Source organism: Terriglobus sp. 2YAB30_2 (assembly GCF_052114765.1).
Lineage (GTDB): Bacteria > Acidobacteriota > Terriglobia > Terriglobales > Acidobacteriaceae > Terriglobus.
This window is the reverse complement of sequence record NZ_JBFRFJ010000017.1, coordinates 1-23,538: the sequence shown is the minus strand read 5'-3', so window position 1 is coordinate 23,538 and position 23,538 is coordinate 1. Positions and strand designations below refer to the sequence as shown.

Below are 23,538 nucleotides of genomic sequence, written 5' to 3'. Positions count from 1 at the left end.
TCTTCAACGCGGCCCACAAATTCTTATGCGATTGGGCCATCGGTTCAGAGCATTTCCTTGTTGCTGGGTATCCCGGGAGAAGTGTATAGCGTCGTTTTCATTGCGGAAAACGCCCATAGATGCGCAAGCCCTGCAATACACCTACAGGAGAAAGGCTCCAGTGTGGTGAGTCATTAATTCGCCGACAGTATCGTGCGATGGAATCGTTCTCTGGCAGACAACGACGGCAAAGAAACACGAGGAATTTGCCGTGATCAGATCTCCCGTCATCATAAAACCCAACAACAGGGAAAACGCTCTAAGCGTGTACCTCAGCGGCTAAAGCCGCGATTCTTCTTTTCGCTTGATACGGGACGGCTGAAGCCGTCCCCTTAAGCAAGGCATTCGCACCGACGGTGCGAAATGGTTGCGCTACGCGCAACGGAAGGATGGAGCTGAGCCCGACTCGCCTTGTACCCGGTCGAGCGCAGCGCGATGTCATGTTTAAGGGCACGGCTTTAGCCGCTGAGGGCTTGCATCTAGGTGTGGTGAGTCATTGAATCCGCTCATAGGAAACACGCTTCCCATAGAACTTCGAGTGGTGTACTATCTTCTCCCATAGAAGTTCGAGTGGAGACAAGTGGTCCATAATCCATGGGGGTGTCCGAATGAGCTGGCAACGGTTTTTCCGTCGCAAACGTTCCGACTTCGAGTTACAACAGGAGATTCGCGCCTACGTCGAAGCCGAAACGGAAGAGAACATCGCCAAGGGCATGCCGCCGGAAGAGGCTCGGCGCCGGGCTCATATCAAATTCGGCAATCCCCAGCGCATTCGCGAAAAACTTTGGCAGCAGAACACTATGGCCGCAATCGACCATCTGTGGCGAGACCTGGCGTATGCAGGCAGAACCCTAAAACGGACTCCTGGATTTACGACGATCGCCGTGCTCGTAATGGCTCTGGGTATCGGAGCCAATGTGGCGCTGTTCACTGTGGTGCGCCATGTCCTGCTGAATCCTCTGCCCTTTTCTAATCCGAGCCAACTGATTGCGTTGGATGAAACCTCCGGTCAGGGCAACAATCAGGGCAAGAAAGACAGTGTGGCCGGCGGAGATTTCTACGACTGGCAAAGCGCATCCCACGGCTTTCAACAGATGGCGATCTGGCGATTCAGTGGTTACAACATCTCGGGCGATCGCAATGAGCTTCCAGAGTTCCTTCCCGCGATGACATGTTCCTGGAATCTGTTTCCCACTCTTGGCGTGCAACCGGCTGTGGGGCGATTGTTCGTGGAAGCGGACGATACGGATAAGGAAGGCCTTACTGTCATTCTCTCGTGGAGCCTCTTCAAACGCCGCTTCAATGCAGACCCCTCCATCATTGGGAAGACGATCCGGCTTAATACATTCGCCTATACCGTCATCGGTGTACTTCCGCAGAGCTTCAGCTTTCCCGATCCAAAGGTCCAGTTGTGGGTTCCCTATCACAAAGGGACTCCCAGCATCATCCTGCATAGCCATTACAGCCATAACGGTCATGTGATTGCGCGGCTCAAACCTGGCTATTCCGCACAGCAGGCGGTTCAGGAAGTTCAGGCAATCCAGCAGGGAATCTTCAGACGTTTCTCCGGCACCGGTCCGGTCAGCTCCGAGGTCGTCTCGCAGCCCCTGATCGATGACGTTGTCGGAGACACCAAAGCTCCGCTGTATCTCCTGATGGCTGCCGTAAGCTGTCTTCTGCTGATCGCCTGCCTGAACCTGTCGAACCTGCTGGTTGCCCGCGCCGTCGCCCGCCGTAAGGAGATGGCGGTGCGATCGGCACTGGGTGGAAGCCATGCTCGCCTGATCTGCCAGCAGATTACGGAGTGTGTGCTGATCTGTATCTCGGGCGGTATCCTTGGTGTCGGTCTCGCTCACCTGGCTGTTCGTTGGCTGACCAGATACTGGCTCAATCTGCCACGGGCGGAAGCGATTCACATTGATGCCACGGTTCTCTGCTTCGCCCTCGGAGTAACTGCTTTCGCTGGAGCCGTGTCAGGAATTCTTCCGGCGCTGCTGTTCACCGACGCCAATGTCTCCACCGCGCTGCAGGACAGTGCCAGAACAGCCGGCAGCTCCGCATCTAAAGCATCGCTGCGCAAAGGGCTCATGACGATTGAGTTCGGAATCACTGTCGTCCTGCTGATCTGCGCCGGCCTCTTGTTCAAGAGCTTTCTCCAGCTCGGCGCAGTCGATCTCGGCTGCACCACACGCAATGTCCTTACCATGCGTTACTTCCTGCGAGGACAAACCTATTCCAAGCCGGATCAGGTTATTTCGTTCCAGGAACAGCTTCTCGAACGTGTCCGCCATCTGCCTGGTGTGACCGCGGCGGGGCTCACCAATGCAGTCCCAGGTGAGGGGCCGTACGGCGAGATGACCTTCACCATTCCCGAACATCCACCGCAGCCTCCGGAGAAGCATGATTCGGCGCTCTTCCGCACAGCGGATCCTGGCTATTTCCAGGCGTTGCAGATTCCGCTGCTCGCGGGCCGCTTCTTCACCTCGGCCGAACGGTTAGGCAACAGCAGCTTCGTCATCATCAACCAGAAACTTGCGCATGAGTTCTTTCCCAACGAAGATCCTCTGGGAAAGCATCTCGCCGTAAGCTGGCGCAGTCCATCGGCTGAAAAGCTGGAGATCGTCGGCATCGTAGGTGACACGCGCCATCGTCTGAATGAACCAGTCCAGAGCATGATGTGGTTCCCCATCTTCTCCGGAGCCCCCGGTATCACCGCGGAGACAGCCCTTGTTGTCAGGTCCACGGCCGATCCGGCGCCGCTCTCCATCCCCATTCAGAAGGCCATCGCCGCGACTGATCCAGACCTCCCCGTGTCGAATGTCCTCACCATGCAGGAGCTCCTCGGCAGATCCATCGCCAACTCCAGCTTTGAGACCAGCCTGCTGGGTGCATTCGCCGCACTCTCTCTTCTGCTTGCTTCCGTGGGATTGTTTGGAGTCCTCTCCTACCTTGTCGCCCAGAGGACAAGCGAGATCGGCATCCGCATCGCATTGGGCGCGCAGCGGGAACAGGTACTTCGGCTGATCCTGTCCGATGGCTTGCGGCCGGCACTCGTCGGCCTGGCGCTTGGACTATGTATCAGCGCCGCTCTCACACGCAAGCTCCAGTCACAGCTGTACGGAACCCATCCACTCGATCCGGCGGTCTTCGGGCTGGTTGCGATCGTATTACTGCTGGTTGCTGCCGCAGCCTGCACCTTTCCCGCATGGCGGGCTTCACGGCTTGACCCGGTCAAAGCGCTACGGATGGAGTGATGCCAGAAGTACCTCGTCGGGAGATGAATTAGCGTTCAGCCATGTGAGAAGACCACGAATGCTGCCTGTGGCTAACGCGATGCAGGAGTCGCCCGCACCGTAGTAGAGGCGGATCGTATCGCCATCCGGCTCTATGACCTGGCCGCAAGGGAAAACAACATCGTTGACATCGCCTCCCCGCTCGTATGGAGCTTCCGGCCCAAACATCCAGGAATCTCCTCGCTGAAGGCATAGATAAGGCTTTTCGAGATCAAACAGAGCAAGTCCCAGGCGATAGATACTGCCCGATGCCGTGCATCGAACTCCGTGATAGAGCACCAGCCACCCCTTCTCCGTTTCAATCGGCGGAGAGCATAGACCTATTTTGTTGGCATCCCACCAGCCTCCACGCCGGGCCTCAAGCATGACTTTGTGGCTTCCCCAATGTCGTAGATCTGGAGAATAAGAGATCCACATATGCGTACCAAGGGTCGTCATCGGCCGGTGTATGAGAGCCCAGAAGCCGCCGATCTTGCGTGGTAACAAGGCAGCATCTTTGTCTTCCGGCGGCATGATGACGCCAAGGCGCTCAAAGCTTCGAAAGTCTGTCGTCAACGCGAGAGAGACTCCAGGACCACCTCGCGCGAATGAGGTATAAGCAACGGCATATTTCTCCAGCTCTGGCACATACGTAATTCTGGGATCTTCAATGCCCCAGATCTCCTCTGGATACTCACGAGGGTTGGCCATCAGGGTCGGTTCCTCATCAATGCGCCAACCATCGACTCCATTGGCAGAACGTGCAGCGCACAGGTGCGATAGACCTCTCCTGTCTTCCACACGGCAAAGCAACAGGACGTCACCGTCAGGCAGCCTTACGGCTCCTGCATTGAAGACGCTGTTGATGGGATACGGCCAGTCGCTACGGCTCAGGATCGGATTGCCCGTGTGACGTGTGAACAGAGATTCTTCCACGGACAGCTTTGGTTGAGTTGAAATGTCCGGCCATTCAGCCGGCAGAGTAATCGGAGTCAACGGGGAACACTCATTTCCAGATGCGTATTGGTGGAGGTTGTGATTTCAAGGTTCTGCATATCGAGAAGAGCCATGAGGAACGACAGGGTGGATTCAGCTCCCTGATTTTCATTGACGCGATCTGGATGCAACCCGTCCCGGCAACCGCCAGTTACCGGGTCGTAAAGCGAAATCTGCAGGTCATTCTCTCCAAGGAACCAGCGGAAGGCGGATCTTGCTTCGTCGAGCCATTGCTGCTGATGCGTTATCCCGTAAGCAAGCAGGCACGAAGAGACTGTGCCACACGCTTCGATCGGTTGCTGGTCAAAACGTGCCTTCATGCCGGCGGCAAACGCAAACCCTCTTGACCCAATCGGAACAAAGGTAGCTTCGTCTCCTCGATGCTGCTCTGCAAGAAGCCATCGCAGGGATTCCAATCCCGCTTCCACCATTCTCTGATTGCCGCTGCTGCCTCCCGCCAGGATGAGGGCCTGGGGCAACCTGGCATTCGAATAGGCGAGAGTCTTCTCAAACCAGAGCCACTCTTTGCTGCGAGTGGCTTCATAGATCGTCAGCAGACGGTTAGCCAGCTCGTTGCGGTAGCTTTGCACATGACGGTCTCCTGGAAACTTCTCCAGATAACCCTGCATGCCCAATATGGAAAAGGCCCACGCCCGTGGACTTGTGAACGAGAGAGCGGTTGCGGAAGCAGCTTCAAAAAGCCGCCCCGCCGCAAGGCGAAGCCCGGTGTCATCCGTACTCGCCAGAACTGTCCCTAATGCCCACAAAGAACGCCCATGGCTATCCTCAGAGCCAACGTCCTCCAACCACTCCCTGCCATAGCTGAGGAAGTTTCTGAACCTGCCGCTCTTTTCATTGAACGCAAGCCATAGAAACGCAAGGTACCGCCGTGACAGGGCAACGTAGTCCTCGCAACTTGTCAGCGGAGAATTGTTGAGCCGCATGGTGACAATCAGTGCTCGGGCGTTATCGTCCGTCGTGTAGCCTTCACTGTAGTTTGGAAGAGAGAAGATGGCGTGTTGCAGGATGCCGGTATCGTCGGTCATCGTCTGCAGATGGCCACTATTGAATTCCGGCAGTAAGTCCATCGCCTTCGCAGTGAAAAGATCAGATAGCGCAGGACGTGGCCGCAACATACGCTCGATACGAGCATGTTGAAAACACGCCATATAAGCCTGTGCTGTCTGCTGCCATGTTGTGCCGCGCGAGTAAAGGTAGGCCCGCTTGCGCATTGCGTGGCGGATCGCGTCATTACGCAATAAGTCGATTACTGCTCTCGCGATGGCTTCATGGTTGTCGAACGGAACCAGTATGCCGCGGTCCGCGGCGAGAAGTTCCTTCGCATGCCAATACGGCGTAGAGATGACGGCTTTGCCTGCGCCAAGAGCGATTGCGAGCGTTCCGGAAACGACCTGGGCCTCTTGCCGGTACGGTGTGATATAGATATCCGCAGAGCCAACATGCTCAAAGAGCTCTTCAGAACTGACAAAACGGTTATGGAAGACGACATGGGACGCAACGCCCAGATCTTCCGCCAGCCGCTGTAAGCCATTTCTGTAGCGCTCCCCTTCCGATCGCAGAACATGAGGGTGCGTAACGCCGCAGACGACGTAAACCACGTCTTTGTTTTCTTCAAGAATCCGTGGAAGAGCGCGAATGACATTCTCAATGCCCTTATTCGGCGAGAGGAGCCCGAACGTCAGTAAGACCTGTTTCCCTTCGGTCCCAAACAGATCTTTAAAGTAGTTTGGATCAGAAAACGGGAGATCCGGTACTCCATGGGGAATCAGGTCGATCTTCTCAGCCGGCACGTCATAGATATCACGCAGCAGGCCGGCGGCGTATTCACTCATGACGATTATCCGGTCTGAAAGAAAAACAATCTCTTCCAGGACCTCACGCTGCTCACGATCCGGTTCGCGAAGAACCGTATGAAGGGTTGTCACCAGGGGCATTTTCAGCCTTCGCAGTAACGCGAGGATATGGCGTCCTGCCGCTCCGCCGTAGATACCGTACTCGTGCTGCAGGCACACCAGGTCGTTCCCATTGAAGTTCAGGAAGTCGCCGGCGCGCTCATAGGAAGACTCGTCTTCCTGCGTAATCTCCAGCCGCACGCGAGCAGGATACTCATAAGCGGACTCTGGATCGTTGACTGGAATGACGAAGAGTCCCAGGCCGGGATACTCACTCGCGATCGCATCGCTGAGGTCTGCCGTAAAGGTCGCGATACCACATTGGCGCGGCAGATGATTGCCGATCAATGCGATTCGCGTGGGCAGGGGCAGCGCTACGCCTTCCAGGGGAATTGGATCATGCGGAGAGCTCATACGAGCCAACTTTCACGAATCGGGTGTCGCAACTTTCAGGATGGGAACTGGCCGGCCCTTCTCTGGGCCGACATGCTTGATCCTTTAGACCAAAACCTCTCGAAGGAGCATCTCGTCGACCAGCCCCAGAGAGGTCTGCTGCTGAATTTGTCGCGTATGCAGCGTCACCTTGGCTACATAGAATCCCGGATATTTGGTAACCCTTACCGGACCCAATTCAGCCGTGTTGAAGCGAGCGTGAATCCGATTCAGAGCCAGAGCAGCAGCATGGTTACATGCTGCTGCTTCTGACAGGCCTGCGGCCATACCGGCGGCGGACTCCACCAGGCAGACAAAGTGCCAGCCGGCCTGACGAATTGCTGTATCCATAGTGTTCGCCGCCGTGGCTTCGACAGCCATCCATCCTTCGCAGAAAGATGTCTGCACAAATTCGACGTTGTCCGGCAAAACTGCGCCGATACGGAGGAACATCGCAGGAAGGTTCACGCCGGCCGTTTTCTGGTCGCGACCACAGCGAGCGCCCCCTCGGGATTAAGAACGTCCTGCGTTCCAGGTTCATTCTCCAACGGTGATATCCCGGTGGAATCTCCTGTTGCGTCAGGTTCAGACAGTGGCTTGAAAGGAAAGATGTTCTTATGGGGTTTGCGCCGCAGATGATTCTTTACATCAGAAGATTTGCCAATCATGGGGAGTCTCCAGCCGTTCGGTTGCTTACTTGAAAGACGCTCGTCTGGAGCAAAGCAATGAACCGCTGAAGGCGAGAAACAAGATCTTGGCTACTTGTCTCGAGCATACGCTTCCAGATAGCAGCGTGCCGCCGCAGACGAAATATATAAATCCGCTCTTTTCGTTATCTTGGTCGAAGAAACCATGCCACTATAGATCGAAACTTCGTTCCAATATCGACGTAGTGGGCCGGCACATGCCGTGAATCACCGGCTGCCGCAATAACTTTGTCCTTTCTCGCGCTCTGCCTCATCATTCATCCAAAAGCAGACAACATCGAGTGTTCTGAACAAATAATCACTTATTGCGACGTTCGCAGTTCTTCGGCAGTTAGTTTTGATCGGTCGCAGTAGCCATAGCCGGTTTTGCATGCACTAATGTTGCGTCGCTGTTCTACTCGCTTCAGAACGGAAAGTTCAGATGCGCTCAACAGCGCGTAATTACATCCCGCATCTCTATCCTCACAAGCGGAATAGTTGCGTTGACGTTCACTACGTTCCAGGATGAGGGCGTCCTTTGGCGCCAGCTTGGAGCGATCGCAGGTCTTCCATCCATTTGTGCAATCAAAGAGGTTGTGCTCTTTCTCAGCATCGGACACGGCAGCTCTTTCTGCATGCGTAAGACTCTTGTGATTGCAGGTATCCATCAGACTTAGGCAATCGAACAAATTGCGCTGAGCAACGCCCTCCGCAACGGCTGCTCTTTCGCCTGCACTCAAAACGGAAGAGTCGCATGGCGCCCACCCACCCTTGCAGCGCGAGACATTGTGTTCCCGTTCAGCATTTGCGATTGCAAGCGCCTCCTTCGGAGTCAACATCGCGCGATTGCACGCCGCGATTCCATCCATGCAGCCCAAGACATTACGCTGGTGTCTGGCGACCGCTAATGCAGTTGCCTCTTGCTCCGTGAGCGCCGACTGGTCGCAAGAGACGTCCCCCTTTTTGCAGTTCGTGAGGCTCCTTTGGCGGATATCCGCCGCAGATATGTTGGGGAGCGTCTCCGCACGTGGAACCTCACAAAGCTGCGTGTCAGTAATACAGCCTGCTAAACCGGCGTCATGGTGGGGCGCTTGTCCGGCGAGAAGGCCATTCCATGAGATCACTAAGGTCATCAGAAAGCCGGGCAGGATGAGGGATGTAAGTTTCATTTTCAATCTCCTTCTGGAGATACGTCGCCAGGCACGCATTAACTTGATCGCAGTTGCCTGAACCCGGCCCTCATCATTATTGGCCTATCTGCATGCGAAAGATGATCAAATTTGATCACTGTTTGCCGCGTGCTCGCCAGCTGCGGCAATATGCGTATCGCGAATCGCACAAGCCTCGAACGCCGGGCATGTGGAGGCGATGTAAGCATGCGCCGGCTCGCCGCACGGGTGATCCTCTGATCGTCCAGGATGCGGATGCGTATGTGACTCACACCACATAAGCTTTTCTGGAGGTGTCTAGCCGCAGATGTCCGCATCTATGGCAAGAGGTTGCACCATGCGTCTTTCCTTCGCGAGCCGACTTCAATTGGTGGGACATCGTCCTTTTGCAAAAATTGGGCCTGGCCCGGTGCGTCTCATAGCGAAGCATGACGCACTACGCAGTCCAGATGGCAATCTCGCGTACGCCACCAGCGTCCCTGGCAGTAATCCTCTCCTTAACAACTTAGAGTGAGCTATTTTGCTCACTCTTTAAGCCGCGTCTTTTGAAACAATCTAAGCGTTATTCAAGTGTTGCAGAATGACAACATGGTTTCCATTTCGTACTGTTTTACTGATTTCGCCGCTCTTGTTCTGTATAGGTCAGCGCCAGATGGCAAATGCGCAACAACCAGGTGGATTCTCTCTGGTTACGAATCCTCCGCTTCTGACAGAGCAAATCATCGAAAATCTGGTTAAGAGAAATATCGAGCGTGCCCAGGCGCTTCATGCCTACTCGGGGACTCGAATTTACCAGGTGAAATACCGAGGGTTTCCGGGCGGCAGCAGCGCTGAGATGGTTGTGGACGTAAAGTACCGATCACCCGGTACAAAGGAATTCACGATTCGGTCTGCAACCGGATCCAAAATGATTATCGAAAAAGTGTTCAAAAAGCTCTTACAGGCTGAAAAAGAGGCCCTGGCCCTGGAGGCTCAGAAGCGTGCGGCGCTGAATAGCGACAACTACAGTTTCACACTGGTCGGCTACGAAAACACGTCATCCGGTTTGACGTACGTGCTCACCGTCGAGCCTAAAACGAAGGACAAGTTTCTTTACCGGGGCCGAATCTGGGTAGATGCAGGAGACTTCGCGGTTGCCCGTTTAGCAGCAGAACCCGCAAAGAACCCCTCCTTTTGGACGAAGAATAGCGAAATTGAGCAGGTGTACATGAAAGTGAACGAGTTCTGGCTTCCTGTACGCAACCACAGCATCACTGAGATCCGGCTTGGCGGAACCGCCGAATTGACGATTCTCTACAGCGATTACCGAATCATCAGTAAGGAAGAGGTCAACAAACTGTCGGCGCTGGAATCGGGTCGACCGGCAGAGGCTATACCCGCAAAGCACTGATTGCTGCGGTGAACTCGTTCGACTGTCATGTATTAGTTGGTAATCCTCGACCTCAGACTTCGGTTGCGGAACCCTTGTCCTGTCGTTCCTGTCAGCAGGCAAGGTTAGAGGAACCACTAGTCGCTTAGGCTGCTGTGAAGCGCGGCTTCTAGCACTGTCGATTCTTCGAAGAATCCTGCGTGCTGAGCTCTGTTCCAGTTCGTGTTCGCTAACAAGACGACTGATCACTGCGCACTCTGCACGGCCAGCTTCGAACCAAAGCGCATCTAATAAGGACCGGTGCACTTAGAATGGACGGAGCCGGGCAGTGATTTTTATGTTATTTCCGCATCGGAGCTGTTGAACGAACGGCCCTGGGAAAGGGGGATCCGATGGCAGCATTCGAAAATGCGACGTTTGACGTGGCTGTCTTTTTAGCAAACGCCGGTTTAGGACGAAAGATTGTTCAAGTGAAGGCCGGGCGTAATCTTTTTGCTCAGGGAGATGCCGCGGACGACGTCTTTTATCTCCAGAAAGGGCGGGCAAAGCTAACCGTCGTTTCGACACGTGGCAAGGAGGCGACGATTACCCTTCTGTCTTCCGGACATTTTGTCGGCGAGGAAGCTCTTGCAGACAACAAGGGGCTGCGGATGGCAACGGCAACTGCGATCACGGCATGCACAGTTCTCAGGATCAAGCGGGAAGAGATGATCCGGGTCATGCATGAGGAGCACTCCTTCTCCGATCTTTTCTTGAAGTTTCTTCTTGCGCGCAGCATGCGGACCCAGGCCGATCTCGTCGATCAGCTCTTCAATTCCAGCGAAAAGCGCCTGGCTAGGATTTTGCTATTGATGGCAGAGTTCGGAAAGCCCGGCGAACCTGAGATGCTGATTCCGCCTATCACGCAGGAGACATTGGCGGAGATGATCGGAACGACACGATCTCGCGTCAGCTTCTTTATGAATCGTTTTCGCAAGCTTGGGTTCATTCAGTACAACGGCCGCATTCTGGTACACAAATCTCTCCTCAATGTTGTTCTGTATGACCGGCTATCGCCGCATAATGCAGAAGCTGCGCCAATTGCACTTGCCAGGCCTGCAAAGACAAAGATGGCGCGCGCACCAAAGAGTGAGCAAATGTGAACTGCAGAAAGAAGATAGGGATGGAATACTCGGCATTGAGGCAGCCTTTTCGATGTCTCGGTCGAGGTTCGGCGTGTCCCTTACAAAAGTAAATCTTCTCATCGTCGACGATGACTCATTGCTTCGGAGTTCCCTGTCGCAGATTTTCAGCGGAATGAACTATGAGGTTCGATCCGCGGAAGATGGAGTTTCCGCACTATGCGAGATCGATCGGAAGATTCCGGCGATCATCCTTTCAGATCTCTATATGCCCAGAATGTCCGGATTTGACCTGTTAGCCGAGGTTCGCAGCAGGTTTCCTTCGATCATGCTGATCGCAATGAGTGCTTCGTTTTCGGGTTCCTTCATACCGGACGGAGTAGTAGCGGACGCTTTCTATGAAAAAGCTGCCGGTCTCAGACCATTGCTCAAGATCATGCACAACATGGCTACACGCTGCATCTCATCCCGCCCGATGCTTGTCCAGGCCTATCCTTAGCACCCAGCGAGCACCGTATTTCGACAGAGTGCCCTCCTGAGCTATTTAGCTCAGACAACTCTCCTTGTATCTGCTCCAATGAGTCTGGAGAAGAGTCCGTATTATCGGCTCCCAGATGGTTTCTGAGCTAAGTCAGCACATCTGACCGTTGTCCCCCTCTTAGCTCTCCCGCACTCTGCGAGGAACCCAATGAAAACTATTTCTCTGCTCCTGGTTAGCGCCTTTCTAATGGCGAACGGAAGCGTCTGGGCTACAACCGGACGCCAGGACGCAATCGAGCGCCTGCGTATGTCGTCCGACGTACTTCACGACATCATGGAAGCTCCGGATAAGGGAATTCCGGAAGAAGTGTTAGGTAGTGCCAGGTGCATCGTGGTTGTGCCCCATCTGGTGAAAGGTGGCTTCATCTTTGGCGGTAAGCATGGCAGAGGCATCGCCTCCTGCCGTACGGCCTCTGGATGGAGTGCGCCGGCATTCGTCTCGATCGGCGGCGGTAGTTGGGGACTACAGATCGGGCTGGAAGGTGTAGACCTTGTCATGGTTGTAATGAATGAGCGGGGATTTCAGCACCTCTTGACCAATAAATTTCAGCTCAGCGGAGACGCTTCCGCCGCCGCAGGTCCAGTGGGACGCCATGCTTCCGCGGGTACGGATTGGAAGCTTGACTCTGAGATTCTTACCTACTCCAGGTCACGCGGAGCCTTTGCGGGAATCACACTGGAAGGCGCTGTCGTACAGCACGACAGTGATTCGACGAAAACTATCTACGGGCGCGACCGCTCATTTGAGTCGATCCTGTCAGGCAAAGTCACCGCTCCACAATCTACTCGTGGCTTCATGAAGGCCATTGCTCAGACAGCTCGCGCGGCTGAGGTCTCTGAGCTCAAGAAAGACAAGTAGCAGGACATTTCACTGCTCTGGAAGGAGGTTACAGACTTCCTTCAGAGCAGCGCTTTCGCGTTTCGCTTGCTCTCAAAATGAGATGACGACATCCGGCGGCGACGACATTACAGCAACGATACCGGAATCGCCCACCGCAACAGGACAATCCTCTGTCCAATGGAGAAACCTTGAAAATCGCACATATGCTTCTTGCTACAACCACCCTATGCCTGAGCGCCATTGCTCAAACCAATATTCCAACAACCATGCCTGCACATGCACCTTTCTTTCTTGCGCCCGGCCCTCTTGTTCAGATCTTCCGTATGGCTACCATCAGCCGGAGTACCCAGGCTCTCAACTACCAGCATCGTAGCGGTGCTACGAAGGTAGACTTCAAAGGGACCGAACTCATGCCTCTGGCGAACGGCCAGGCGAAGGTAGAGAGCAAACGTGGCGCGATTGAGATCGAGGTTGAATTCGCCAATCTGCAGACCCCGACGACCTTCGGCAGTGAATATCTCACCTATGTCCTGTGGGCCATCTCTCCCGAGGGCAGAGCGTCAAATCTGGGTGAAGTCCTGGTCGGCGACAATCACCGTAGCAAGCTGGATGTCACCACCGAGCTCCAGTCATTCGCGATGCTTGTGACGGCTGAGCCGTATTATGCGGTCCGTCAGCCCAGCAACGTCGTCGTACTCGAAAATGTTATACGGACGGACACTAAGGCAACCACCGAGGCGGTGAGCGCGAAGTATGAACTTATGGAGCGCGGGGGCTATATCCCGACAGGCTACAAGCTTGACCCAGTCGTTCTGGATGCCAAGGTACCCCTGGAATTTCTCGAAGCACGGAATGCGGTGCGCATCGCGGAATTAGAAGGAGCTGGGCAGTATGCCAACGATAGCTATCAGCATGCACTCCAGCTGATGAAGATGGCAGATGGTTACGCCACGGATAAGCGCGCTTCCAAAAAGCAGCTCATCGCGACCTCCCGCGAGACTGTCCAGACAGCGGAAGACGCACGCGCGATTGCAATTAAGAACAGGACCGAAGAGAGTCTGGCGAAAGATCGCGCGGCCTCGGCGGACGCGCAGGCAAAGTCGCAAGGGCAGGCAAACGACGCAATGCGCGAGCGGGATGCGGCGCAAGCCGAAGCCGCTCAATCACGCCTGAACGCGGAGCAGGCGCAACAGGCTACCGTTCAGGCGCAGGACGATAGAGCAAAGATGCGTGCTCGCTTATCACAACAGCTAAACGATGTGTTACAGACGCGCGACAGCGCTCGCGGACTCATCGTAAACATGTCAGATGTCTTATTCGACACCGGTAGATATTCGCTGAAATCCGAGGCACGCGAAAAGCTCGCGAAGGTCTCGGGGATTCTTCTCTCATACACAGGGCTCAGCATTCAGGTGAGTGGCTACACGGACAATATCGGTGGCGATGTCATGAACCAGGAGCTCTCAGAAAACCGTGCCGGAGCAGTCCGGGATTACCTGGTACAAGAGGGCGTAGCAACTGGCTCTGTCAGCGCGAAAGGGTTTGGCAGCACAGTCCCTGTTGCTTCGAATGACACTTCCGCCGGGCGCCAGCAGAACCGCCGGGTAGAGCTGCTTGTATCTGGCGATACCATCGGAGGCACTACGAGTGCAATGTTTGGCGGGCCACGTTGAACACGGCGCAAACACCAGGCAGTTCGACCGCCGATATGGCTGTCGAATTGCCGATTTCTTGCTGCGTACTGGTCAATTTTGACCATATGACCCGATGGCCGGTGGCCTATGCTGGCCTTGCCAGGCGTCAGGAGCCCTCAGTTTGAACCCAGCAACGAGACTGCCCCCGAACGACCCAACCATCCGCTTTGGAGAGTATGTCATTGACCCACTGTCCTTGCGCCTGCTGCGAGGGATGGATGTCATTCATACGACTGTGAAACAGCTTGAATTGCTTAGGCTGCTTCTTGAAGCGAAGGGAGAAGTGGTGAGTAGGACCACTCTGATGGACCGGCTCTGGCGTGATACCGAGGTGGAAGAGCACAACATTACACAAACAGTTTTTAGGCTCCGCCGCGTCTTAGGCAAATTGCCCAATGGCAAGGAATACATTGAGACTATCCCTCGACGCGGCTACCGCATGTCCTCGGCTTCGTTTGCGGTGTTACCGCTTGCTTCCGACCCGGCCTCCGGGAAAAGAGGGGCTCGATCTGAAACAGATCAAGGTCCCGCACGACGCAAAATCTTCACAAAGATACGATCCCATCGTGCTGCCATTGTTATTCCGCCCTCATGGTCAAGAACTCTAAGCCAGCTTGTCTTCATTTTTGCGATCCTTGCGAGAGCTTCCCGGAAGCGTCCGAGTGGAGGATTCAGCATCGGAGATGGAAAACGCTGAAGCACACGGGCGCCTTTCAAAGATTATTCCCATAGAACTCTGAGTGAAGAAGAATCCCTGCGATCCCGGATGAGGAAGCTACGCCTTTATGAACCGGATGGTGTTTCCGGACCCGACACAGTGGGCGGTGCTTGCCGCGGATCGACGATGCCCGCTTTGGCGATCAGGCCACCCAGAAGATCAAGTGGAAGCGGGAAAACGACGGTGGTGTTCTTTTCAACTCCGATCTCAACCAGTGTCCGCAAATAACGGAGCGTGATGGCGCTGGGCTCACGGCTCAAAATGGCGGCGGCTTCAGCCAGCTTGGTGGAAGCTTGAAACTCGCCGGTTGCCGCAATGATCTTTGCTCTTCTCTCGCGCTCTGCTTCTGCCTGAGCGGCGATGGCTCGCTGCATCTCCTGGGGAAGATCTACCTGCTTTACATTGACGCGCGTTACCTTCACTCCCCATGGCTCGGTATGTTCGTCCAGGATCGTTTGGAGCTTTGTGTTCAGCGTCTCGCGCTGTGATAGAAGATCGTCCAACTCCACTTCACCGAGCACCGACCGCAGTCCCGTCTGCGCTGCCTGCTCCACGGCAAACCGGAAGTTCTCGACTTCGATGATGGCCTGAACCGCCGCGACCACTCTGAAATAGACGACCGCATTTACCTTCAAAGAGACATTGTCTTTTGTGATCACATCCTGGGGCGGAATCACCCAGGTCACGACACGAAGCGATACCCTGACTAGCCTGTCGATCGGCCAAAGAATGGCAACGATGCCTGGGCCCCTCGCATTTTTCCTCACGCGGCCCAGGCGAAACACTACTCCGCGCTCATACTCTTGCAGAATGTTGATCGATTTGACGATCCAGATCAGAAACACGAATACGAAAATCGCTAACGGAACAACAGCATTGGTATTCATGGCATTGTCCTTCCAACGAACTTCAAGCTCAGCCGTTCGTTTACCACCCGCTCGAACCGGACAACATCATAGCTCGTCTGGACAACAAGCGAAGCACCTATCATGGCGGCGATCGTGGTGACTCGCAACAAAGTTTCTCAAAATGGGCGAAGAGATCCGTGGGAGTAGCGATCCGGGTGCCCCGGGTCCCATGGGGACCTGGGTATCGCGCTACGCGCGACCGTTTTCGTTCAGTAGTAAGGAGAAGCTTGCCTGGAATCCGAAGTTTGACGCTTGGTCCAAGAAAGGCCGGGCCCAGGTCCCCGAGGGACACCACCCCAACGAACAAGTTCGTTGGGGACCCCGAACATGGGGCACACGGTGCATGGGCCATCTCAAAACCTCACCTTCGCTCCAAGCTGTACCTGCCGAGCCGACGACGCCGAGGTAATCACGCCGAAGTTGTTGTTCACATTCACTCCTCCAGCGCCTGCCGTAAAGCTGGTGTTCGGCATGCTTAGATTTACATGATTGAAAGCGTTGTAGCCTTCCAAGCGCAGTTCAAGCGACGATCCTTCGGTAAGACGCGTGGTCTTGAAGAGCGAGAGATCGAAGTTGAGAGTGCCCGGACCACGCAGCGCGGAAAAGTAACGCGGCGAATTGCCAAACGTATAGTCCGGAGGATTGATAAACGCCGCCGTATTGAACCATCCATTCTTTCCGCGATTCGGGACGGTGAGACTCGCGCCCGGGACAAGATTCGGCCGTGTCGCAGTTCCCTGGTTCGAGGCGCCGGTGATCCCGAGCGGCCTGCCGCCCTCCGCCGTCATCACGACATTGAACTGGTATCCGCTCACCAGCCGGTCGAAAGCACCGGTATCGTTGAGGAACCGCTTTCCTTTCCCGAAGGGAAGGTTGTACAGCGCGGCGATGGTGCCACGGTGACGTACATCGATGGCATCGATCGAGTAGTCCGCATCCAGATTGCGCCAGTTCTGCAGACCGTTTCCTGTCGGTGTCCCCGTTACCGTAGAAAGATCCGTATAGATGGGAAGGCTCATGAGCTTGCCATAGGTATAGCTGGCGATGAGCTGCAGGCCTGTGTCCGAACGGCGCTGCACGTTGACGAGCAGATAGTTTCCATCGAAATGCGCTGCACGAGGGAACCCCAGGGTGATGGCGCTCATATAGGGAAACGGCTTCAGCAGATTGGCCCGGGTAATCGTCGGCGCTCCTAAGGCGCCAGGAACCTGCCCGGAATATGGGTTCGGCACGGATGCGTTCAGATACGCCGTACCCAGGCTGTAGTAACTCGGATCCAACGTATTGATATTGATATTCGGCATGTCAAAGTGTCTGCCATGGTTGCCGAGATAGGAGACATCAACCACCGTCCTCGAAGGAAGCTCATGCGATAGCGTCAGGGTGTACTGCTGTGACGAAGGATCCTTCAACGAAGGAGACACATAGGTTGCCGACTGTCCCAGGAACGCATTCGGTCCACCTGCGGCGCCAAGAGGTGGCGTTGCCGGATATGGGATGCCGCCGGCAAGTGTAAAGGCCGGTCCGTAATTCGTTGTGGAGGTCCAGCTTGTGCCCAGGCTGCCGAACCCATTGGAGCTTCCTGCTCCCTGCATATAAGCATTCTGTGCGGTCGTGGGATAGTACACCGCATATCCGCCGCGAGCTACGGTCTTTCCGTTCGGAGTCAGCAGCAATGCGAAGCCGGCACGCGGTCCCCAGTTATTCCAGTTCTCGCGTACGAAGTTCGTGCCGTATCCTCCCTGGCCGGCATATACCGCAGCCCCTTTGAAGCCGTTCGTCGGATTCGTTACGTTGATATTGAAGTTGGAATAGCCATTATGTTTTTCGTACGGCTGCCTCATAAAGTCATAACGAAGACCGAAGTTCAACGTGAGACGCGCGTTCACGTGCCAGTCGTCCTGCAGATATGCTGCGTACAGCCACTTACGGTACTCTGTTCCGGCGGCCAGTTGTGCCGTCGCATTATTGACAGCGCCGATCAGAAAGCTGGCATAGATGTTGCCGGGAGCGGCCGATGTCTGCACCGTCGTGCTGGTGCCTGCAGCCGTCTGGTTGCCGCTGAAGTTGAACAGTCCGGATGCGTAGTTCGACTGCAGGTTGAACGACTGCGCCAACCGTCCGTCAAAACCGAGGCGGAGCGTGTGTGACCCCATCGTCCTGGTCACATCGTCCATAACCTCCATCGTCGTTGAAGCGCGGAAGCCAAGCGCGTTATTGGGCACGTTCAGCCCGTTGCTGAACGCCGGAATCAGATCGGGGCGTGAGTTCTTTAGGCCCATCTTGCTTGCGTAGTCCTGGCCATAGGTCTGCGGCAAAAATGGCAGGGTGGCACGAAGCACCGCGATACGGAAGTCATTGAGCAGCGACGCGGAAAAAGCATGCGTCTCCGACAGCACACCGTTCCACACACTTAAGGTGTCGTTGCGATAGTAAAGCGGACTATATCCGAAGGTCGCATTGTTCTGGTAGTTGCGGTAAAAGGCCAGCCGACCGAACAAACTGTCCTTGTCGGAGAGGCGATAGTCGATGCGGCCCATCGCGGTACGTTCATTCGAGATGAGCTTGGGATTCGCCACATAGTTGTTGGCATGCGTACAGGAGTCATAACTTCCCGCCGTGTTATTGGCGCGCGGATACATCAGATCCTGTGCGGCCAGTGCGACCGGGTCAAGATTGGTCAGCTTGTTATTGGCGTAAGGCTGGCGCGACTGCGTTGGAGTGGAGGTAAAAGGGTTGTAGAGCTGCAGGGTGCTGTCTGTTGGATACTGCGAGCAGCCACCATTGCCCAAACGGCGACCGAGATCGCTATAGTCCCCGGCCCGCTCCTGATCGGTCGGGACCGACGAATAGTACGTCTGCGCGTTAATGAAGCGGTATTCTTCATAGTCTCCGAAGAAGAAGGCCCGGTCATGACGAATAGGGCCACCGAGCGTACCGCCGTAGTTATTGAAGCGCAGCTCCGGTTTGCCGAAGACCGGTTTCGGTAAGGCAAGAGTGGCGTCCAGTGCGTCATTCCGAAAAAACTCATAGACAGAGCCATGAAGCCGGTTGCCTCCGGACCGTGTAATCACGTTCACTACACCGCCCGAGGTGTACCCGAACTGCGCAGGAATTACACCGCTCATAATGCGGAACTCTTCCACCGCGTCAGACTTAACATTGATGCCGATCTCACCGTGGAAGTTCTGGAGGTTATTCGCACCATCCAGCAGATTGTTATTCAGTCCAGGCACACCGCCGGAGATGCGGATAGCAGAAGGCTGCGTGCCGCGATTGGTAAACCCCTGCGAGGTTGCCCCCACCGCCGAGGTCACACCGGCAGAGAGGGTCGCCAGCGCCAGCACGCTGCGCCCGTTCACTGGAAGGTCCTGGGTTGCCCGTTGGTCGACGGTATTCGCGATCTGGGCGTCAGTCGTATTCAGAGTTGGAGCCTGCGCCTGAATCTCAACATACTCGGTCGACGCACCCACCTTCAGCGAAGCATTTGCCGTGACACGAGCTGCGGCGTCCAGCGCCAGGTTGCTCAAGGTGGTCGTTGTAAACCCGGGCGCCGTTACGGTGAGGGTGTAACGCGAAGGATGAAGAGGTTGCGATGTGTAGTACCCGCTCTCATTGGTCACAACATCGATGGCCACTCCGGTCTGATCGTTTTGGATATGAACCCTGGCGGCCGGAACCAGGCTTCCGGTGGTGTCGGTCACGACGCCGCTGATATATCCAACGTCCTGTTGCGCTAACGCGTGGAACGGCACAGCCAGCAGTACGACGAGGAAGAGAAGACGGCCTGCCAACGTAGGAATGGAAAAACTGGAAGAAGACTTCATGGTGGACTCCTGAATAAGACTGCGGTGAATCGTTACTACGGTTATTTCTGTCGTCGAGTGAAGAACGCTACGAGCACAGCGCTCGCCTCTTTTCGTGAAACCGCCTGCTTCAGATCCAAAGCGACGGAGGCGAGAGGTGTATCGCGTGTCAGGTCGGCGTAAAGCGCCTGCAGGTCAGCCTGCTGTTCGTGCGGAGCATCTATCGAACACAGCGTCCGCAGCAGTTCGCTCCAAGTCACCGGTTGCTCGGGATGGAATGCGGTAAATCCCATCGCCTGGCTGAAGCCGCCGAACTTGGCCTGGTCATATCGACCGAAGCTCGGCCACTGCGGAATGACACCGAACGCGCTTAATTGCCCTGCGTCATAGAGCGTCTCGATCTCGCGGAACGCTGACATCGTCCAGGGAACATCGCTGAAGTGCTGATTGCTGACGGAAGGCGACAGACGCTCAGCGTGAACCAGCCAGTTCGCCAATGCTGCCCTGGTCAGCGGAGCATCGGGCTGGAACTCATGCTTATCGCCACCGTCCTCGCCGGTCAGCAGGCTCAGCCGGTCGATCGCCTGCAAATATGGCTCAGTCAGCGGAACATCCCAGAGGAAAACCAGCCGGCAGTGCTGTTGCAGCAGACTGGCCTGCACATCGGGCAGAGAAACATGACGGACACTCGTGCCTTCCTGAAGACTCAGCGCCGCCGCTGTTCCCGCCGCTTGCCCTAACGCCATCCATGTGGGATCCATTCTGACGGCTGAGAACGCCACATGAGTCGCCGAGAGCGCAACCGGTACCAGCAATCCTTCAATACGCTGCGGCACGATGGCGCCGTAAGGAACCTGGAACGGCTGCATGGTATTTGCGAGGAAGAAGTCGCCATCTCCTTTGTCTGGCGTACTCAGGTCCGTCTTCTCGCGAACAGCCTTTGCGTCGATCGGATAGTGGCCGATCGCAATACTGTCTTCATGGAATGGCAGCGTCAGGCCGCGGCCCAGGACAAATGGGTTCACGTCCGCTTCTGTCATCGTGGCTTCGCCATGGATGCGACGGCCTTCGCGCAGAAACATCCGGTACGGGACATTGCCGTTGTCGGTGTATTCATCGGCTGCCAGTCCAATGCCGGTGTGACCGCGATCGTGCTGCAGGTAATAGAGGTAACCCAGCGCATGATTCCGATACAGGCTCTGCAGCCTGATGCGCTCCAGCGGCTTCAGTTCCGGCCAGTCCCAGTTGCCGCCGGGCAGTTCACTGCCTACCGGGTTCACGTTGAACTCGGTCTTGTGATGAGGGACTGACTCATAAAACCTGTACTCGCCGGAGACCGTGTAGTCCTCTGCGCGATAGCCCGGGGGAGGGCTCGCAATCATCGGAGCCTGCTTCCCAATCGCCGCATAGTCCTCGACCGTCAAACGGAAGCCAGAAGAAGGGATTGCCCGATCCTGCTCGCCGGTGGTGCCGGGCAGCATCTCTCCTGTCCAGTTGAAGTAAAAGACGCGGCCTGCGTGCGGCTCCAGGGCAGACCGCGCCTCCCGCCCGATGGAGTAAGGAACGCCTGCCCACGCAGCGATATCCCCTTCATGGGTTGCGTCAATGATCACTTTGCCCCGGAAGGTCCGGCTTCGGCCACTCTTGTCCTGCACCGTGACGCCGGTGATGCGATTTCCCTGCATCACCACTCCAGTCGGCACCTGGTTGTAGAAGACCTCAACATTGGGCTGAGCGGCCACCATGGAGCGAAAGATCTCGGCTGCGATGTGGGGCTCCCAGCGGCCGCCATCACTCGGCAGGTTCGACTGCTGTGACCGTCCGTCCAGAAACATGGACTTCCTTACCTCCATCCGGAAGATAGGATCGGTCGCGGCGTCCCCGGTATAGTGCTCTTTCACGCGCAGGCGGAACTCATCGAAGATGCCCGACAGTGACTCGTAGGAAAATGCATCGATGTTCGAGATTCCGTTAGAGAGCATTCCACCCAGGACAGGTGTGTCCTCCAGCAGAGCTACGTGCGCACCGAGTCGCCCCGCAGCCAGCGCCGCTCCGAATCCCCCGGAGCTGCCGCTGACCACAACAACGTCGAACGTCTCCTTCTTCGTAGCTGACGCTGGTGCGTCTGCAGCGCGTCCCGCAGAGGTGAGAAACAACGATCCTAAAACCAGAACTCCAAGAGCCAGAGCTCCAATCCACTGACGAAGTGATTGCATGCCGGTGAACGTTGCGCATGAGAGATTCCATCGTCAATGTTTTGGCTGTCCGCAAACCGTTGCAACCGTTTACCGCAGGTGTAACGGGCAGAAGAATGTGCGATTTAGTTCACCCTATCGGCGGCGGCTGCCGGCTGCCCGGAGCATGGGAAAAGAGCAGCAACCGCGTGCTATGCTTCTGATTCCGTGAAGACTGTATTGAACCCGGCACAGGAAATCGACGAAGCGAAACTCGCCGCGCTGGTGGCGGTGGAGGCGAGCCGGACCTTCCAGCGCCATGAACAGCTCAGGGCCTTCCTGCGATTTGTCTGTGAGTACGAGATGGCGGGACGCGGCGACGACCTGCACGAGTATCTGATCGGCGTTGAGGTGCTAGGCCAGAAGCCTGGCTATTCGACCATGGAGAACTCGGTGGTTCGGAACCGCGCACACAGCCTCCGCAAGAAGCTGGCCGAATACTATGCCGGAGAAGGCTCCGAAGCGCCCCTGCGCATCGAGATCCCGAAAGGATCCTACTGCCCCTACTACATTAATACGCACATCGCGGCGCCTTCCGCCGATACGGTGGAGCAGACGTCCTCCTTGGAAGAGCGGCCTCGCAAGTTCTACCGGATCTGGCTTTGGGTCGCGACTGCTCTCCTGCTTTGCGCCGTGTGCCTTAGCGTCGGGTTCCGCTGGGGTGAATCGCGCACACGAGCGATTGACGACATTCTGCGACAGGCATGGGGACCACTGGTCTCCAAAGCCTCTCATCCGGTGATCTGCATTGCCAATGCACCTGAACTCTTCGTCCGAAGCCTGCCTGACAGCCTGGCCAACTACAAGCAGCTTCCCGACGAGCTGAACCTGAAGGCCTGGTATGCGGAGCGGTATCCCCTAAAGCAGGGAGACAACCTTTATTTCGTCCCAAACCATAACTCGCCGCTCTGGGGCGATGCTGCGAGCGCCATCACCTTGTCCCGCCTTCTCGCCCACGCCGGAGCCGATACCGAAGTACTGCCGGAGAGGGTACAGTCCGCCTTCGCGCTGCGTAATCGCAACGCTATCCTGATCGGCAGACCGGAGATCAGCCCCGCAGCCGCCGTGTTCCTGAAAGACATGTACTACAACATCCACTACTCCCCGGAGATCCACGATCAGGAGGTGTACTGGACCGATGCGGCAACAAGCCAGGTGAAAGAGCTCAGCCGCAAGCCCGGAACCGTACATGGTCTAATCACCGTCATCAATGAACAACGCAACGACGGCGTGGAGACTAGGCTCGTCGTCATCTCTGGCGAGAATTCGGCAGGCTCTCTTGCGGCAGCAGAATATTTCTCCTGCGCTTCCTGCATGCGGGAGTTCAAAGACCGGCTTCGCGTCGATGGAGTTAAGGACTTCCCCAGGACCTATCAGATCGTCCTATCGACCGAGCAGAACGAAGTCCTTCCCTTCAACTACTCGCTTGAAACGTATCGGGTGATTCAGCGGTAGCGCGGGCGATCAACCGGTGAAGCCGGCCCTAGGCGTATCGACGAATTCGATTTGAGTTTGTTAGGAATTTTGGGTATTCCGAACCCACCCTAGCGTTGCGAGGGTGGGGCACCCGGACACAATAAAGACTAAGCGCTGAAGGCCGGGGTCCCCAATGAACTTTGGTCATTGGGGTCGAAAGGCGCTCCATACCAGCCTGGGTGCCTGTGATGTTTCAAGAGGTTGTTGTCCATCCGTTTGTATCTGGAGATTCTGTTTGTGACGAGCAAATAGAAGTTTCCGGAGGAACGGATGGACTATCACTATCATGCCCGATTGACGGTGCATGGTCGAAGAGCGATGTGT

At 55.9% G+C, this 23,538-nt stretch carries 15 protein-coding genes; 8 read left to right on the top strand and 7 right to left on the bottom strand.

Translation table 11 applies throughout. The features are described 5' to 3' along the window. The first annotated feature begins 647 nt into the window (after window positions 1–647). Window positions 648–3,293: an ADOP family duplicated permease gene (locus AB4Y89_RS20390; RefSeq protein ID WP_442302778.1), complete on the top strand. Its 2,646-nt coding sequence runs from the start codon at window positions 648–650 to the stop codon at window positions 3,291–3,293. Here the strand turns inward: AB4Y89_RS20390 and AB4Y89_RS20385 are convergent. The 4 genes from AB4Y89_RS20385 to AB4Y89_RS20370 all read right to left on the bottom strand — a co-directional run bounded on the left by AB4Y89_RS20385 (window position 3,279) and on the right by AB4Y89_RS20370 (window position 8,507). Next, entirely contained in the window at window positions 3,279–4,247 is a 969-nt protein-coding gene (locus AB4Y89_RS20385; RefSeq protein ID WP_442302777.1) for a glycosidase, read from the bottom strand. The two genes, AB4Y89_RS20390 and AB4Y89_RS20385, sit on opposite strands and share 15 nt — an antisense overlap. 56 nt (window positions 4,248–4,303) lie before the next feature. After that, on the bottom strand, window positions 4,304–6,634 hold the full coding sequence (locus tag AB4Y89_RS20380) for a glycosyltransferase family 4 protein (protein WP_442302776.1): 2,331 nt from the start codon (window positions 6,632–6,634) through the stop codon (window positions 4,304–4,306). 84 nt (window positions 6,635–6,718) lie between these two features. Next, window positions 6,719–7,120, bottom strand: coding sequence for a hypothetical protein (locus AB4Y89_RS20375; protein WP_442302775.1), 402 nt, complete (start codon window positions 7,118–7,120; stop codon window positions 6,719–6,721). 541 nt (window positions 7,121–7,661) lie between these two features. Next, complete coding sequence (locus AB4Y89_RS20370; protein WP_442302774.1) at window positions 7,662–8,507, bottom strand: hypothetical protein; 846 nt, start codon at window positions 8,505–8,507, stop codon at window positions 7,662–7,664. Window positions 8,508–9,087: 580 nt separating this feature from the next. On the opposite strand from AB4Y89_RS20370, the gene AB4Y89_RS20365 reads away from it, so the two are divergent. From AB4Y89_RS20365 to AB4Y89_RS20340, 6 genes are all read left to right on the top strand, one after another. Further along, window positions 9,088–9,897 (top strand): hypothetical protein, encoded by an 810-nt coding sequence (locus tag AB4Y89_RS20365; RefSeq protein ID WP_442302773.1) that lies wholly within the window; start codon window positions 9,088–9,090, stop codon window positions 9,895–9,897. 371 nt (window positions 9,898–10,268) lie between these two features. Further along, window positions 10,269–11,018, top strand: a complete 750-nt coding sequence (locus tag AB4Y89_RS20360) for a Crp/Fnr family transcriptional regulator (RefSeq protein ID WP_442302772.1) — start codon at window positions 10,269–10,271, stop codon at window positions 11,016–11,018. Continuing rightward, entirely contained in the window at window positions 10,906–11,496 is a 591-nt protein-coding gene (locus AB4Y89_RS20355; RefSeq protein WP_442302771.1) for a response regulator, read from the top strand. The genes AB4Y89_RS20360 and AB4Y89_RS20355 overlap by 113 nt, the downstream gene beginning before the upstream one ends. A gap of 189 nt (window positions 11,497–11,685) precedes the next feature. Continuing rightward, window positions 11,686–12,396: a lipid-binding SYLF domain-containing protein gene (locus AB4Y89_RS20350; protein ID WP_442302770.1), complete on the top strand. Its 711-nt coding sequence runs from the start codon at window positions 11,686–11,688 to the stop codon at window positions 12,394–12,396. A gap of 185 nt (window positions 12,397–12,581) precedes the next feature. Beyond that, window positions 12,582–14,051, top strand: coding sequence for an OmpA family protein (locus tag AB4Y89_RS20345; RefSeq protein WP_442302769.1), 1,470 nt, complete (start codon window positions 12,582–12,584; stop codon window positions 14,049–14,051). 94 nt (window positions 14,052–14,145) lie between these two features. Further along, window positions 14,146–14,769, top strand: coding sequence for a winged helix-turn-helix domain-containing protein (locus AB4Y89_RS20340; protein ID WP_442302768.1), 624 nt, complete (start codon window positions 14,146–14,148; stop codon window positions 14,767–14,769). An 86-nt stretch (window positions 14,770–14,855) separates the two neighbouring features. Here AB4Y89_RS20340 and AB4Y89_RS20335 read toward each other — a convergent pair whose 3' ends face one another. The 3 genes from AB4Y89_RS20335 to AB4Y89_RS20325 form a co-directional block, all read right to left on the bottom strand. Beyond that, a complete protein-coding gene (locus AB4Y89_RS20335; RefSeq protein WP_442302767.1) occupies window positions 14,856–15,677 on the bottom strand; it encodes a slipin family protein in 822 nt (273 codons plus the stop codon). Between the two features lie 374 nt (window positions 15,678–16,051). Beyond that, window positions 16,052–19,525 (bottom strand): TonB-dependent receptor, encoded by a 3,474-nt coding sequence (locus AB4Y89_RS20330; RefSeq protein WP_442302766.1) that lies wholly within the window; start codon window positions 19,523–19,525, stop codon window positions 16,052–16,054. Between the two features lie 41 nt (window positions 19,526–19,566). Further along, window positions 19,567–21,720, bottom strand: a complete 2,154-nt coding sequence (locus AB4Y89_RS20325) for an FAD-dependent oxidoreductase (RefSeq protein ID WP_442302765.1) — start codon at window positions 21,718–21,720, stop codon at window positions 19,567–19,569. 186 nt (window positions 21,721–21,906) lie between these two features. On the opposite strand from AB4Y89_RS20325, the gene AB4Y89_RS20320 reads away from it, so the two are divergent. Further along, window positions 21,907–23,193 carry a hypothetical protein gene (locus AB4Y89_RS20320; protein ID WP_442302764.1) on the top strand — a complete coding sequence of 429 codons (1,287 nt, stop codon included), beginning with the start codon at window positions 21,907–21,909 and terminating at the stop codon, window positions 23,191–23,193. Window positions 23,194–23,538: the final 345 nt, after the last annotated feature.

Coding starts and splice junctions, on each gene's coding strand:
- AB4Y89_RS20390 (WP_442302778.1), top strand. CDS start 648: ATGAGCTGGCAACGGTTTTTCCGTCGCAAACGTTCCGACTTCGAGTTA.
- AB4Y89_RS20380 (WP_442302776.1), bottom strand. CDS start 6,634: ATGAGCTCTCCGCATGATCCAATTCCCCTGGAAGGCGTAGCGCTGCCC.
- AB4Y89_RS20370 (WP_442302774.1), bottom strand. CDS start 8,507: ATGAAACTTACATCCCTCATCCTGCCCGGCTTTCTGATGACCTTAGTG.
- AB4Y89_RS20365 (WP_442302773.1), top strand. CDS start 9,088: ATGACAACATGGTTTCCATTTCGTACTGTTTTACTGATTTCGCCGCTC.
- AB4Y89_RS20360 (WP_442302772.1), top strand. CDS start 10,269: ATGGCAGCATTCGAAAATGCGACGTTTGACGTGGCTGTCTTTTTAGCA.
- AB4Y89_RS20355 (WP_442302771.1), top strand. CDS start 10,906: ATGTTGTTCTGTATGACCGGCTATCGCCGCATAATGCAGAAGCTGCGC.
- AB4Y89_RS20350 (WP_442302770.1), top strand. CDS start 11,686: ATGAAAACTATTTCTCTGCTCCTGGTTAGCGCCTTTCTAATGGCGAAC.
- AB4Y89_RS20345 (WP_442302769.1), top strand. CDS start 12,582: ATGCTTCTTGCTACAACCACCCTATGCCTGAGCGCCATTGCTCAAACC.
- AB4Y89_RS20340 (WP_442302768.1), top strand. CDS start 14,146: ATGGCCGGTGGCCTATGCTGGCCTTGCCAGGCGTCAGGAGCCCTCAGT.
- AB4Y89_RS20335 (WP_442302767.1), bottom strand. CDS start 15,677: ATGAATACCAATGCTGTTGTTCCGTTAGCGATTTTCGTATTCGTGTTT.
- AB4Y89_RS20330 (WP_442302766.1), bottom strand. CDS start 19,525: ATGAAGTCTTCTTCCAGTTTTTCCATTCCTACGTTGGCAGGCCGTCTT.
- AB4Y89_RS20325 (WP_442302765.1), bottom strand. CDS start 21,720: ATGCAATCACTTCGTCAGTGGATTGGAGCTCTGGCTCTTGGAGTTCTG.